A 13,796-nucleotide genomic window follows, 5' to 3' on the forward strand; every position below is an offset into this window, starting at 1 on the left:
AGTTTTTCTCTCTTTTCTATTATTTATTGCCTTTTAGGCTGGTTTAACAAATTTAAGTTGGATTTTTAATCACGGGTAAATCCAGTTGCACCCGTACGAGCGATATTGCGAATACCGTATGGTCGAATGACTCGCAATAGGGCTTCACTCTTTTCAGCATTTCCTGTCATCTGAATGGTAATCGAGCTTGGCGCTACGTCTACCACTGTTGCACGGAAAGGTTGAATAATCGCTAAAATCTCAGCTCGCTTCTCTGCTGGCGCTGACATCTTAACCAAAATCACCTCGCGCTCCAAGTGTGGTTTATCCGTAATATCACGAATGCGAATCACATCAATCTGACGATTGAGTTGCTTAATGATTTGCTCCACTTCATCATGTGAAGCGACATCAATAATAATGGTGATGCGCGATACATTTGGATCTTCTGTTGCTCCAACAGAGATGCTTTCGATATTAACCTGACGACGAGACAGGACACCGGTAAAGCGATTGAGGACCCCTGAACGATTTTGTAGTTTTGCTGTTAACATTCTACGCATGGAACTTCACCCCCAACATCTCATGATTACTCTTACCAGCTGGCACCATTGGCAACACCTGTTCCTTACGAGAAATATCTACCTCGATTAGCATAGGAACATCCTCAGTGATCACTTCAAGGTCTTGAGCCAAGGTCTCAGGATTGTCAAACTTATAGTTTTTAATGCCATACGCCTGTGCCATCAATTGAAAATCAGGAAGGGTATCAAAGACTGACTCTGATGTTCTACCTTCATAGAAGGATTCCTGCCACTGGCGAACCATTCCAAGTGAGTGGTTGTTCAGCATAACCACCTTGATTGGCACCTTGTAAATGTTCAAAATAGCCAATTCTTGGTTAGTCATTTGGAAACCGCCATCCCCAACAAACAAGACTACTTCCTTATCCGGGTTAGCAATTTTAGCACCAATTGCTGCTGGAATTCCGAATCCCATGGTTCCCAAACCTCCTGAAGTCACTAACTGACGTTCATTTTGGTAGGGATAATACTGGGCTGTCCACATTTGGTGTTGACCAACGTCTGTTACCACAATGGCATCTCCATTCGTCAATTCACCAATGCGTTCAATGACGGCTTGCGGTTGAACCACACGCTCTTTCTTATCATAAGAACGAACGCGGTTCTTGTCTTTAGTGACTTTCTCAATCCATTTCTCAGTATTATTATGAACTATCGGCTCAGCCAACAACATTTGCAAGGCCTTCTTAGCATCTCCAACGACTGGAATATCTGCACTGATAATCTTGCCAATCTCCGCAGGATCAATATCAATGTGGGCAACCTTAGCATTCTTAGCGAAGGTCTTAGGATTTCCTGTCAAGCGGTCATCGAAACGACAACCAATACTAATCATAAAATCAGCTTCTGTCATGGCAATATTAGCTGCGAATGACCCGTGCATGCCTCCCATTCCAAGGAAGAGTGGATGACTCGTTGCAATCGTTCCTTGTCCCAAAAGACTGGTTACCACTGGAATTTGATAGCGTTCTGCAAATTCATTTAATTCTGCAGCTGCTTCAGCATAACTAATTCCACCACCAGCTAGCAAGACTGGCTTTTTAGCCTTGGATAATTGCTTCAAGATTTTCTTGATTTGCATATCATTCGGCTCAAGAGTCGGCTGATAGCTTGGTAGGTTTACTTCTGGTGAATAAATGAAATCTGTTTCCAAAGCAGATACGTCTTTAGGTAGGTCAATAACAACTGGCCCTGGTCGACCTGTCGTTGCGATATGGACAGCTTCCGTAATGATTCGAGGGATATCAGCTGTCTCACGAACTTGGTAATTGTACTTAGTGATTGGCATGGTAATTCCCACAATGTCTGCCTCCTGAAAGGCATCCTTCCCAATCCCTGCTCGCGCCACCTGACCTGTAAAGACCAAAAGAGGAACACTATCGCTCATGGCATCCGCAATCCCTGTAATGGCATTTGTTGCTCCAGGTCCGCTAGTGACGACGGCAACACCCAACTTTCCAGTTGATTTGGCATAACCTTCAGCTTCATGCAAACAACCTTGCTCATGACGTCCTAGAATGTGGCGAATGCCTTTAAAATTATATATCGCATCATAAAAAGGCAAGACTGCACCACCAGGATAACCAAAGATGGTATCAATTCCTAAATCACGAAGTGTTTCCAAAACTAGATCCGACCCCGTCTTAGGAGATTCTAAACTGATTTTCTCCATTGTTCCCCTTTCTTTCCTCTTAAAAATAACTTGTTACTATCATACCATTTTTTCAAGATTTTTCAAGAGAAAAGAAGAAATTTTCTGAATTTTCTATTTTAATGTTTATTTATGAATGTTATTTTTGTTTTTATTAAAAAAGATACCGATTTCATTTACTAAAAAAGAAAAAAGAACCGATTTCTCAGTCCTTCATTAATCTTATTCCACACTAAATAGGTATGGATAAACAGGTTGTTGACCTTGGTGAATCTCGACTTCAACATCTTCGAATTCTTCTGCGATTTCTTGAGCAATTTCATTGGCAAGTTCTTCGCTTCCGTCTTCACCGACATAGAAGGTTACGATCTCACTATCTTCATCCAACATATGTTTCAAGGTTTCTGTCAAGGTTTGGTGCATGTCAGGGTTTGACACAAGAATTTTCCCATCCACCATACCTAGATTATCGTTTTCATGGATTTCTAAACCATCAATGGTTGTATCACGAACAGCTGTTGTAACGCTTCCGCTAACGACATCGCTAAGAGCAGCTGTCATACGCTCTTGGTTTTCTTCAATGGACTTGCTTGGATCAAAGGCAAGAAGACTTGTCAAACCTTGAGGAAGAGTACGAGCTTCCACCACTACTGCTGGTTGCTCCAAAACTTCTGCTGCAGATTGAGCTGCCATGAAGATATTTTTGTTGTTTGGCAGGAAGATGATGTTACGAGCATTGACCTGTTCAACAGCCTTGATAAAGTCTTCTGTTGAAGGGTTCATAGTTTGACCGCCTTCGATAACATAATCAACACCTTGAGAACGGAAGATATCTGCTAGACCTTTACCAGCCACTACAGCAATCAAAGCATACTCTTTTTCTTCAGCAGGCTTGCTAACTTGAGCAGCTTCTTTTTCAACCTGTGCTTCGTGTTGGTTACGCATATTGTCAACTTTTACCTTGACCAAGCTACCATATTTGAGACCTTCTTGCATAACAAGTCCTGGATCTTCTGTATGGACATGAACTTTGACAATTTCATCATCATTAACAACGAGGAGAGAATCCCCAAGCTCATTCAAGTAGTTACGGAATTCTTCGTAGTCAAAATCTTTAGCATAGGTTGGACCTTGCTTAAGAGCTACCATGATTTCAGTACAGTAACCAAAGGTGATGTCCTCAGTCGCTACATGACCAGCTACAGCTTTATGATGTTCTGCATTGATCATTTCACTCATGTTGGCAGGAGTCGCTACAAAGTCCTCAGATGCAATATATTCGCCAGTAAGGGCTGAAAGGAAACCTTCATAGATGAAGACCAGTCCTTGACCACCTGAGTCCACAACGCCAACTTCTTTCAAGACTGGAAGCATGTCTGGTGTTTTAGCTAGAGCTGTTTTAGCACCCTCTAAAGCTGCGCGCATGACTTCAACAGCGTCATCTGTTTGCTCAGCTTTTTTCTTAGCACCGATAGCAGCCCCACGAGAAACTGTCAAAATCGTTCCTTCAACTGGTTTCATCACTGCCTTATAGGCAACTTCCACACCTGATTGGAAGGCAAGGGCCAAGTCTTGACCTGTTAACTCGTCTTTATCCTTGATAGCTTGTGAAAATCCACGGAAAAGCTGAGATGTGATAACTCCTGAGTTCCCACGCGCACCCATCAAAAGACCTTTGGCAAGAATGCTCGCTACCTCTCCAACTGTAGAAGCTGGCTTGTCTGCAACTTCTTTAGCACCATTTTCAATGGTCATTCCCATATTTGTCCCGGTATCTCCATCTGGAACGGGGAAGACGTTTAATGAATTGACATATTCAGCTTGCTTATTCAAGCGAGTTGATGCAGCTTGCACCATTTCTTGAAATAAGCTAGTAGTAATTTTTGACACGGTTATTCTCCTACAACTTTGATATTTTGAATGTAGACATTTACAGTCTGAGCAGTAATTCCAAGCTGGTTTTCCAAGCTAAAACGAACACGCTCTTGAATGTTTTTCGACACTTCGCTAATCTTTGTTCCGTAGCTCAACACGGTATATACATCAACTGCAATACTGCCATCTTCGGTCGCCTTTACGACGACACCTTTAGAATAATTTTCCTTACCTAGAAGGGCTTGGAAATTATCTTTGAGGGCATTTTTACTAGCCATACCGACCACACCAAAAATCTCAGTTGCTGCTCCACCTACGACGGTTGCAATCACTTCATCTGTTAGTTCGATTTGACCATCTTTTGTATTAATTTTTACAGTCATCCTTTTTACCTCAACTAGTTGATACTCTATTTTATCATATTTCAGCCCAAGTGTAAAAGCAGAATACTGTATCAGCGGATATTTACTCTGCTTTTAAAATGATTTTTTCGCTATGACAAAAGAAAAAGACCCTGAGGTCTCCTTGCTTTTATTATTAAACGCGTTCAACTTTACCTGATTTCAAAGCACGAGCTGAAGCCCAAACTTTTTTAGGTTTACCATCGATAAGAACAGTAACTTTTTGAAGGTTTGGTTTTACGGCACGTTTTGTTTGGTTCATCGCGTGTGAACGGTTGTTTCCTGATACAGTCTTACGACCTGTAAAGTAACATACTTTAGCCATTGTGTTTTCCTCCTATTAGATCTAATATAGCGGATGTGCTAGCACCACATACCGTACTATGTTATCACACTTTCTTCATTTTTGCAAGGGAATTGGAAGATTTTTTTATTTATTGTGATTCGAATGTGATAATGTCTTTAGTAAATCGAACGTGAAAATGTCCCATTTGGTAGAATAATCATATGAAAAGGATCCAACTGAATATGAATGAAACGAAAAAATATTTTGTGATAAAAGCTATAGACCAAAGAAAAAACAAAGAAACTAGCCTGTGTCGAACTTAATCTTTCTGAAAGACAAATCAATCGTCTGCTACTAGCCTATCAACAGAAAGGAAAAGAAGCCTTCAAACACGGAAACAGAGAATTGGAAGATTTTTTATTTGTGTCTTAAATCAGATTTTACGTGACATTTTCTGCTCTTCACATGTCATTGTTGATTAACAAAAAACCAGCATTGAAAATAGGTGTATAAAAATCATCTCTAACTGCTACTAAGGAGATGCCTGTAACGTCTAAGTACCACAGCTCATCTATCGGTTTTCTTACGATAATATCCGAGTCTAAATACAGTACACGAACCTCACTTACATACTTAGGAATAAAATACCTAAAGAAGGTAGCGTAAGAAAGTCCCTCAAAGGGCAAACGATAATCTTTCAGAATACTACTGTCAATCGGAAGATCATCATTAAAAATATAAAACTTCCGATTATCATAATGAACACACAGGGATTTTATTGTTGTTTCAACTTTATTCATACTGAGCATTACTTGCTCCTAAGACAATCGCTTTTTTCTCTTCTTTCATTCTTTGTCTCATTTCTTTTTTATTCCCATCATATGTTTCTACGTAACCATTATTTTCGCCCATTCGTTCGTAAAACCATACCGGTGGAGATTTTAGTTGAAGTCCCATTACGGTTTACGATTTTCACATTACGACACTGAGTTTTACGAATCGATTTTATTTGCCAAACGTAGTTAGTAAGGCAGTTAGCTAGGCTACCTACTTTCTGCTACAACGGAAAAATCCACGAATCAATATCATTCGCGGACCTTTACTAGTGAAGCGTTTAGGTAAGGCTATTTTTTACACCACGACACGGAGTTTGGCAAATCGATTCTATTGCCAAACGTAGTTAGTAAAGCAGTTAGCTAGGCCACTCACTACCCGTTACGACGGAAAGTTTTACGAATCGATACCATTCGTGGACTTTGCCTAGTGAAGCGTTTAGGTAAGCCGCCATAGCGCTTACCGTCAAATGACAGCAACTTTATGTTGCTAGTCATTTGTAACGATTTACATCTTCTCCTCCAACTCTACGTCTGGATATTTATCCGCAAACCAACGGAGGGCAAAGTCATTTTCAAAGAGGAAGACTGGTTGGTCAAAACGGTCTTTGGCCAAGATATTTCGGCTTGATGACATCCGTTCATCCAAGTCCTCAGGCTTGATCCAACGAACGGTCTTTTTACCCATTGGGCTCATGACTACTTCCGCATTGTACTCACCTTCCATACGGTGCTTAAAGACTTCAAACTGGAGCTGACCTACAGCTCCTAGCATGTACTCGCCTGTTTGGTAATTCTTATAAAGCTGAATGGCACCCTCTTGCACCAGTTGCTCAATCCCCTTGTGGAAGGATTTTTGCTTCATAACATTCTTAGCAGAAACTTTCATGAAGATTTCAGGGGTAAAGGTTGGCAGTGGTTCAAATTCAAACTTGTTTTTGCCAACTGTCAAGGTATCCCCAACCTGATAAGTACCGGTATCGTAAACACCGATAATATCACCTGCCACGGCATTGGTCACATTCTCACGACTTTCCGCCATAAACTGAGTCACATTCGAAAGTTTAGCCCCCTTACCAGTACGAGGCAGATTGACGCTCATACCGCGCTCAAATTCGCCAGATACGATACGGACAAAGGCGATACGGTCACGGTGACGAGGGTCCATGTTGGCTTGGATTTTAAAGACAAATCCTGAGAAATCCTTGTCGTACGGATCCACAACTTCACCGTCTGTTTTCTTGTGACCATGTGGTTCTGGAGCAAACTTGAGAAAAGTCTCAAGGAAGGTCTGCACACCAAAGTTAGTAAGGGCTGACCCGAAGAAGACAGGTGTCAATTCTCCAGCCAGAATAGCTTCCTCTGAAAACTCATTCCCAGCTTCATTTAAAAGTTCAATATCATCCTTGACTTGCTCGTAGAAAGGGTTGGTGCCAAAAAGCTTATCCCCATCTTCTAAACTAGCAAAACGCTCATCCCCTTTATAGAGCTCCAAGCGTTGATTATAAAGGTCATACAAGCCCTCAAAGGCTTTCCCCATCCCGATAGGCCAGTTCATCGGATAGCTCGCAATACCCAAGACTTCTTCCAATTCTTGCAAGAGGTCCAGTGGCTCACGACCGTCACGGTCCAGCTTATTCATAAAGGTAAAGACGGGAATGCCACGGTGTTTGACAACTTCAAACAATTTCTTGGTTTGCGCCTCGATACCCTTGGCAGAGTCCACAACCATGACCGCAGCATCCACCGCCATCAAGGTACGATAGGTATCTTCTGAGAAGTCCTCGTGCCCTGGCGTATCGAGGATATTCACGCGTTTTCCGTCGTAGTCAAATTGCATAACAGATGAAGTCACCGAAATCCCACGTTGCTTCTCGATATCCATCCAGTCAGACTTGGCAAAAGTCCCTGTTTTCTTTCCTTTTACGGTACCAGCCTCACGAATCTCGCCTCCAAAGTAGAGCAACTGCTCAGTAATAGTAGTTTTCCCCGCGTCCGGGTGGGAGATGATAGCAAAGGTACGACGTTTCTTAATTTCTTCTTGAATATTCATAAGTTCTCTTTCTTTGATTCTCTATTTTTCTTGTTTCAATAGCTAAGAATGATTTCTACATTGGATTTTACCATTCCTTTCAACACTTCATTATATCGGATTTTAGCATTTTTTTCAATTTCTATTTTATATTGAATAAAAGCTTTCCCTTGTAGTCAAATAGATAGAAAACAGTGACAATTCTAGTAAAAATGATATAATAAAAGAAAAAGGAGATATAATCATGTTCAAAGAATTTGGTGTAACTAATTTAGAAGTGACAAAAGATGATATTTACAAGAATCCAAATAACCCTATTTTGCGCATGTATGATGACGATGAATTAATTGGAACCTTTAGTATTCTAACTGGAGAAGTATTGGAAAATTTGGACTTGGCAGACTATGATATTCGTTTTGCTCAAAAGCAAATTGAGTTAAATCGCGATAACTACCTTGAAACATGGAAGGACTACGTGGGACTACTACATGCCTAAATATTCTTTCTTAAAGTATGGTATTGAAATTCGTCCTAACGAACATAACCATAAAGGTCAAAAAGCACATATTCACATTTATATCCACGGAGAAGAGGTCGGCTCAATGTTTCTGAACGGTGAACTGAGAGATGGTAAATTAAAGGCAAAAGACCTAAAAATAATCAGGCAATATGTTTTAGAAAATGCAGATGAACTTCAGGCTTTATGGAATGAATACCAAAAAAGTGCATATTAAAATCAAAGAATCTTAGTTTGCTAATCAACAATAAACAAAAACTATCTAGCAATTTTAATGCCTACTATTCAACTATTGCCCCACTTAGGTATTAACCATCCTACTCCCCCTTGCAATTTTTCAAATAAATGTTACAATAAATATAGAAAAAGGTGTTGCGACAACAACACCCCACAGAGCCGTTTAAGACGGTGGCTGTAATTACATAACTAAAAAATAGCTCGTTAACTCGCCAAAGTTAGGACGGCTATTTTTTTGTCTCTTTTACCAATTCAAGGATGAACTTTAGGAGTGTGATAACAAAGTTACCAGCTACAAACATGAGTGTCAAAGCCTCAAAAGGGGACAAATCTGGTTACTCCTTTCTACTAAGATTTTACAGGTTCTGCACATAAGCATCACCATCCTTTCGATTTCGTAACCACCGTCTTCACTTCTCTGTTAAACTATTGTACCATATATTTTCCCCTTTGAAATCCGCTTTTCAAATAAATCATCATCAAAATCCGTTCTCCATCCTATACCTGTCTTTTTTCATCTTTCCCTCCCTTATTTATAGGAAAATATGGTAAAATAGAACAGACTAAAAATCATCATTTCACGAAAGGATGCAAGATGAAAATTACGCAAGAAGAGGTAACACACGTTGCCAATCTTTCAAAATTAAGATTCTCTGAAGAAGAAACTGCTGCCTTTGCGACTACCTTGTCTAAGATTGTTGACATGGTTGAATTGCTGGGCGAAGTCGACACTACTGGTGTCGCACCTACTACGACCATGGCTGACCGCAAGACTGTACTCCGCCCTGATGTGGCCGAAGAAGGAACAGACCGCGACCGCTTGTTTAAAAACGTACCTGAAAAAGACAACTACTATATCAAGGTACCAGCTATCCTAGACGATGGAGGAGATGCCTAATGACTTTTAACAATAAAACCATTGAAGACTTGCACAATCTCCTTGTCTCTAAGGAAATTTCTGCAACAGAATTGACCCAAGCAACGTTTGAAGATATCAAGTCTCGCGAGACAGCTATCAACGCTTTTGTCACCATCGCTGAGGAACAAGCTCTTGCTCAAGCCAAAGCTATTGATGAAGCTGGAATTGACGCTGACAATGTCCTTTCAGGAATTCCACTTGCTGTTAAGGATAATATCTCTACAGACGGCATTCTCACAACTGCTGCCTCAAAAATGCTCTACAACTATGAGCCAATTTTTGATGCGACAGCCGTTGCCAATGCAAAAGCGAAAGGCATGATTGTCGTCGGGAAAACTAACATGGACGAATTTGCCATGGGTGGTTCAGGTGAAACTTCACACTACGGAGCAACTAAAAATGCTTGGCACCACAGCAAGGTTCCTGGTGGCTCATCAAGTGGTTCTGCTGCAGCTGTAGCTTCAGGACAAGTCCGCTTATCACTTGGTTCTGATACTGGTGGTTCTATCCGCCAACCTGCCGCTTTCAACGGGATCGTTGGTCTCAAACCAACCTACGGAACAGTTTCACGTTTCGGGCTCATTGCCTTTGGTAGCTCATTAGACCAGATTGGACCTTTTGCTCCTACTGTTAAGGAAAATGCTCTCTTGCTCAACGCTATTGCCAGCGAAGATGCTAAAGACTCTACTTCTGCTCCTGTCCGAATCGCCGACTTTACTTCAAAAATCGGTCAAGACATCAAGGGCATGAAAATCGCTTTGCCTAAGGAATACCTCGGTGAAGGAATTGACCCAGAGGTGAAGGAAACTATTCTTAATGCTGCTAAGCACTTTGAGAAACTTGGTGCTATCGTTGAAGAAGTCAGCCTTCCTCACTCTAAATACGGGGTTGCCGTCTACTACATCATTGCTTCATCTGAAGCTTCATCAAACTTGCAACGCTTTGACGGTATCCGTTACGGCTACCGCGCAGAGGATGCGACAAATCTTGATGAAATCTATGTAAACAGCCGTAGCCAAGGTTTCGGTGAAGAAGTGAAACGTCGTATCATGCTAGGTACTTTCAGTCTTTCATCAGGTTACTACGATGCTTACTACAAGAAAGCTGGTCAAGTCCGTACCCTTATCATTCAAGATTTCGAAAAAGTCTTTGCGTATTACGACTTGATTTTGGGACCAACTGCACCAAGTGTTGCTTATGACTTAGACTCACTCAACCATGACCCAGTTGCCATGTACTTGGCTGACCTTTTGACCATCCCAGTCAACTTGGCAGGTCTTCCAGGAATTTCGATTCCTGCTGGCTTCTCTCAAGGTCTACCTGTTGGTCTGCAATTGATTGGTCCTAAGTACTCTGAGGAAACCATTTACCAAGTTGCTGCTGCTTTTGAAGCAACAACAGACTACCACAAACAACAACCCGTGATTTTTGGAGGTGATAACTAATGAACTTTGAAACAGTCATTGGACTTGAAGTCCACGTAGAGCTCAACACCAATTCAAAAATCTTCTCACCTACTTCTGCCCACTTCGGAAATGACCAAAACGCCAACACTAACGTGATTGACTGGTCTTTCCCAGGAGTACTTCCGGTTCTCAACAAAGGTGTTGTCGATGCCGGAATCAAGGCTGCTCTTGCCCTCAACATGGACATCCATAAAAAGATGCACTTTGACCGCAAGAACTACTTCTATCCTGACAATCCCAAAGCCTACCAAATTTCTCAGTTTGATGAGCCAATCGGTTATAACGGTTGGATTGAAGTCGAGCTAGAAGACGGTACGACTAAGAAAATCGGTATCGAACGTGCCCACCTAGAAGAAGACGCTGGTAAAAACACCCACGGTACAGACGGCTACTCTTACGTTGACCTCAACCGCCAAGGGGTGCCATTGATTGAGATTGTATCTGAAGCAGACATGCGTTCTCCTGAAGAAGCCTATGCTTACCTAACAGCCCTCAAGGAAGTTATCCAGTATGCTGGTATTTCTGACGTTAAGATGGAAGAAGGTTCTATGCGTGTGGATGCTAATATTTCTCTTCGTCCTTATGGTCAAGAAAAATTCGGTACCAAGACTGAGTTGAAAAACCTCAACTCCTTCTCAAACGTTCGCAAAGGTCTTGAATACGAAGTCCAACGTCAAGCTGAAATCCTACGCTCAGGTGGTCAAATCCGCCAAGAAACACGTCGCTACGATGAGGCTAACAAAGCAACTATCCTCATGCGTGTCAAGGAAGGCGCTGCAGACTATCGCTACTTCCCAGAACCAGACCTACCCCTCTTTGAAATTTCAGACGAGTGGATCGAGGAAATGCGGACAGAGTTGCCAGAGTTTCCAAAAGAACGCCGTGCGCGTTATGTATCTGACCTTGGCTTGTCAAACTACGATGCTAGTCAGTTGACTGCAAATAAAGTCACTTCTGACTTCTTTGAGAAAGCTGTGGCTCTCGGAGGAGATGCCAAACAAGTCTCTAACTGGCTCCAAGGAGAAGTTGCTCAGTTCTTGAATGCCGAAGGCAAGACACTTGAACAAATCGAATTAACACCAGAAAACTTGGTTGAAATGATTGCCATCATCGAAGACGGTACTATTTCATCTAAGATTGCTAAGAAAGTCTTTGTCCACTTGGCTAAAAATGGCGGTGGCGCGCGTGAATACGTGGAAAAAGCTGGTATGGTTCAAATCTCAGATCCAGAAATCTTGATTCCAATCATCCACCAAGTCTTTGCGGATAACGAAGCCGCAGTTGCCGACTTCAAGTCAGGCAAACGTAACGCAGACAAGGCCTTCACAGGATTCCTTATGAAAGCAACCAAAGGCCAAGCCAACCCACAAGTCGCCCTTAAACTCCTTGCCCAAGAATTAGCGAAGTTGAAAGAAGATTAACATGTAAAAGAAACCAGCCCTGAGGTTGGTTTTTTTCGCTCCTACCATCTCCCAATAACTATTTTGGCTTTATTTCCAGAACATTTTATGGTAAAATGAAGAGTAATAATATTTATTAAAGAGGTAAAAACATGATTGAAGCAAGCAAATTGAAAGCTGGTATGACATTTGAAACTGCAGACGGAAAATTGATCCGCGTTTTGGAAGCTAGCCACCACAAACCAGGTAAAGGGAACACAATCATGCGTATGAAATTGCGTGATGTCCGTACTGGTTCTACTTTTGACACAAGCTACCGTCCAGAAGAAAAATTCGAACAAGCTATTATCGAAACTGTTCCAGCTCAATACTTGTACAAAATGGATGAAACTGCCTACTTCATGAACACTGAAACTTACGACCAATACGAAATCCCAGTCGTAAACGTTGAAAATGAATTGCTTTACATCCTTGAAAACTCTGATGTTAAAATCCAATTCTACGGAACTGAAGTAATCGGTGTAACTGTACCAACTACTGTTGAATTGACAGTTGCTGAAACACAACCATCTATCAAAGGTGCTACTGTTACAGGTTCTGGTAAGCCAGCAACTATGGAAACTGGACTTGTTGTCAACGTTCCTGACTTCATCGAAGCTGGACAAAAATTGATCATCAACACTGCAGAAGGAACTTACGTTTCTCGTGCCTAATCTCTAGAAAGAGGTCATTCTATGGGAATTGAAGAACAATTTGGCGAAATCGTTATCGCTCCACGTGTCCTTGAAAAAATCATTGCCATCGCAACTGCTAAAGTTGATGGTGTCCACTCATTTTCAAATAAATCCGTATCTGATACCCTATCAAAACTCTCTCTTGGTCGTGGCGTCTACTTAAAAGAAAGCAACGAAGAACTAACTGCTGACATCTATCTCTACCTTGAGTACGGTGTGAAAGTACCAAAAGTAGCTCTTGCTATTCAAAAAGCAGTCAAAGATGCTGTCCGTGATATGGCTGATGTGGAACTTGCTGCTGTCAACATCCATGTTGCAGGAATCGTTCCAGATAAGACACCAAAACCTGAGTTGAAAGATCTATTTAACGAGGACTTCCTCAATGACTAGTCCATTATTAGAATCTAGACGTGAACTTCGTAAATGCGCTTTTCAAGCTCTCATGAGCCTTGAATTCGGCACAGATATGGAAACAGCTTGTCGCTTTGCCTACACACATGACCGTGAAGATGAAGATGTGCAAATTCCAGCCTTTCTTCTGAACTTGGTTTCTGGTGTTCAAGCACAAAAAGACGAGTTGGATAAACAAATCAACCAGCACCTCAAGTCGGGCTGGACAGTTGAACGCTTGACCTTGGTCGAAAAAAACTTACTACGCTTGGGTATCTTTGAAATCACTTCATTTGATACACCTCAGCTGGTAGCAGTCAATGAAGCCATTGAACTTGCCAAGAATTTTTCAGATCAAAAATCAGCCCGCTTTATCAACGGACTGCTTAGTCAATTCGTAACTGAAGAAAATAAATAATCAAAAAGGTGTTTGGTATTTCCAAGCACCTTTTGACTTTCCTCTCTGCACAGAGTAGTACTCTTCGAAAATCT

General features: G+C 41.5%; 16 protein-coding genes and 1 pseudogene. 9 read left to right on the forward strand and 8 right to left on the reverse strand.

Annotation, left to right across the window (positions count from 1 at the left end):
- Nucleotides 1-65: 65 nt before the first annotated feature.
- From ilvN to rpmB, 5 genes are all read right to left on the reverse strand, one after another.
- Nucleotides 66-542 carry an acetolactate synthase small subunit gene (gene ilvN, locus WKI23_RS00500; protein ID WP_001253803.1) on the reverse strand — a complete coding sequence of 159 codons (477 nt, stop codon included), beginning with the start codon at nucleotides 540-542 and terminating at the stop codon, nucleotides 66-68.
- On the reverse strand, nucleotides 535-2,235 hold the full coding sequence (locus WKI23_RS00505) for an acetolactate synthase large subunit (RefSeq protein WP_218493727.1): 1,701 nt from the start codon (nucleotides 2,233-2,235) through the stop codon (nucleotides 535-537). Before WKI23_RS00505 ends, ilvN begins: the two co-directional genes overlap by 8 nt.
- A 201-nt stretch (nucleotides 2,236-2,436) precedes the next feature.
- On the reverse strand, nucleotides 2,437-4,104 hold the full coding sequence (locus WKI23_RS00510) for a DAK2 domain-containing protein (protein ID WP_368078577.1): 1,668 nt from the start codon (nucleotides 4,102-4,104) through the stop codon (nucleotides 2,437-2,439).
- Nucleotides 4,105-4,106: 2 nt separating this feature from the next.
- Nucleotides 4,107-4,472, reverse strand: a complete 366-nt coding sequence (locus WKI23_RS00515) for an Asp23/Gls24 family envelope stress response protein (RefSeq protein ID WP_042901664.1) — start codon at nucleotides 4,470-4,472, stop codon at nucleotides 4,107-4,109.
- 154 nt (nucleotides 4,473-4,626) lie between these two features.
- Nucleotides 4,627-4,815: a 50S ribosomal protein L28 gene (gene rpmB / locus WKI23_RS00520; protein WP_001140948.1), complete on the reverse strand. Its 189-nt coding sequence runs from the start codon at nucleotides 4,813-4,815 to the stop codon at nucleotides 4,627-4,629.
- A gap of 203 nt (nucleotides 4,816-5,018) precedes the next feature.
- On the opposite strand from rpmB, the pseudogene WKI23_RS00525 reads away from it, so the two are divergent.
- Nucleotides 5,019-5,178, forward strand: a pseudogene (locus WKI23_RS00525) (helix-turn-helix domain-containing protein); the annotation flags it as partial.
- A gap of 59 nt (nucleotides 5,179-5,237) precedes the next feature.
- On the opposite strand, the gene WKI23_RS00530 reads toward WKI23_RS00525, so the two are convergent.
- Both WKI23_RS00530 and WKI23_RS00535 read right to left on the reverse strand, forming a co-directional pair.
- A complete protein-coding gene (locus WKI23_RS00530) occupies nucleotides 5,238-5,585 on the reverse strand; it encodes a glycosyltransferase (RefSeq protein ID WP_240156337.1) in 348 nt (115 codons plus the stop codon).
- Between the two features lie 532 nt (nucleotides 5,586-6,117).
- A complete protein-coding gene (locus WKI23_RS00535; RefSeq protein WP_368078578.1) occupies nucleotides 6,118-7,662 on the reverse strand; it encodes a peptide chain release factor 3 in 1,545 nt (514 codons plus the stop codon).
- Between the two features lie 223 nt (nucleotides 7,663-7,885).
- Here WKI23_RS00535 and WKI23_RS00540 point away from each other — a divergent pair, with 223 nt between their 5' ends.
- Both WKI23_RS00540 and WKI23_RS00545 read left to right on the forward strand, forming a co-directional pair.
- The gene (locus WKI23_RS00540) at nucleotides 7,886-8,137 is read left to right on the forward strand and encodes a hypothetical protein (protein WP_000471832.1); all 252 of its coding nucleotides are present in this window, start codon (nucleotides 7,886-7,888) and stop codon (nucleotides 8,135-8,137) included.
- Nucleotides 8,130-8,375 carry a DUF4160 domain-containing protein gene (locus WKI23_RS00545; RefSeq protein ID WP_001127467.1) on the forward strand — a complete coding sequence of 82 codons (246 nt, stop codon included), beginning with the start codon at nucleotides 8,130-8,132 and terminating at the stop codon, nucleotides 8,373-8,375. The genes WKI23_RS00540 and WKI23_RS00545 overlap by 8 nt, the downstream gene beginning before the upstream one ends.
- Nucleotides 8,376-8,622: 247 nt before the next feature.
- Here WKI23_RS00545 and WKI23_RS00550 read toward each other — a convergent pair whose 3' ends face one another.
- Nucleotides 8,623-8,697: a hypothetical protein gene (locus WKI23_RS00550; protein WP_232610068.1), complete on the reverse strand. Its 75-nt coding sequence runs from the start codon at nucleotides 8,695-8,697 to the stop codon at nucleotides 8,623-8,625.
- A gap of 293 nt (nucleotides 8,698-8,990) precedes the next feature.
- On the opposite strand from WKI23_RS00550, the gene gatC reads away from it, so the two are divergent.
- From gatC to nusB, 6 genes are all read left to right on the forward strand, one after another.
- The gene (gene gatC, locus WKI23_RS00555; RefSeq protein ID WP_000705419.1) at nucleotides 8,991-9,293 is read left to right on the forward strand and encodes an Asp-tRNA(Asn)/Glu-tRNA(Gln) amidotransferase subunit GatC; all 303 of its coding nucleotides are present in this window, start codon (nucleotides 8,991-8,993) and stop codon (nucleotides 9,291-9,293) included.
- The gene (gene gatA / locus WKI23_RS00560) at nucleotides 9,293-10,759 is read left to right on the forward strand and encodes an Asp-tRNA(Asn)/Glu-tRNA(Gln) amidotransferase subunit GatA (RefSeq protein ID WP_368078579.1); all 1,467 of its coding nucleotides are present in this window, start codon (nucleotides 9,293-9,295) and stop codon (nucleotides 10,757-10,759) included. Before gatC ends, gatA begins: the two co-directional genes overlap by 1 nt.
- A complete protein-coding gene (gene gatB, locus WKI23_RS00565) occupies nucleotides 10,759-12,201 on the forward strand; it encodes an Asp-tRNA(Asn)/Glu-tRNA(Gln) amidotransferase subunit GatB (protein ID WP_368078580.1) in 1,443 nt (480 codons plus the stop codon). Before gatA ends, gatB begins: the two co-directional genes overlap by 1 nt.
- Before the next feature lie 131 nt (nucleotides 12,202-12,332).
- A complete protein-coding gene (gene efp / locus WKI23_RS00570) occupies nucleotides 12,333-12,893 on the forward strand; it encodes an elongation factor P (RefSeq protein WP_000568643.1) in 561 nt (186 codons plus the stop codon).
- A 21-nt stretch (nucleotides 12,894-12,914) separates the two neighbouring features.
- Nucleotides 12,915-13,304 (forward strand): Asp23/Gls24 family envelope stress response protein, encoded by a 390-nt coding sequence (locus WKI23_RS00575; protein WP_000510575.1) that lies wholly within the window; start codon nucleotides 12,915-12,917, stop codon nucleotides 13,302-13,304.
- Complete coding sequence (gene nusB, locus WKI23_RS00580; RefSeq protein WP_368078581.1) at nucleotides 13,297-13,722, forward strand: transcription antitermination factor NusB; 426 nt, start codon at nucleotides 13,297-13,299, stop codon at nucleotides 13,720-13,722. Before WKI23_RS00575 ends, nusB begins: the two co-directional genes overlap by 8 nt.
- Nucleotides 13,723-13,796 lie beyond the last annotated feature (74 nt).

This window comes from Streptococcus pseudopneumoniae, assembly GCF_038148955.1.
Classification (GTDB): domain Bacteria; phylum Bacillota; class Bacilli; order Lactobacillales; family Streptococcaceae; genus Streptococcus; species Streptococcus pseudopneumoniae_T.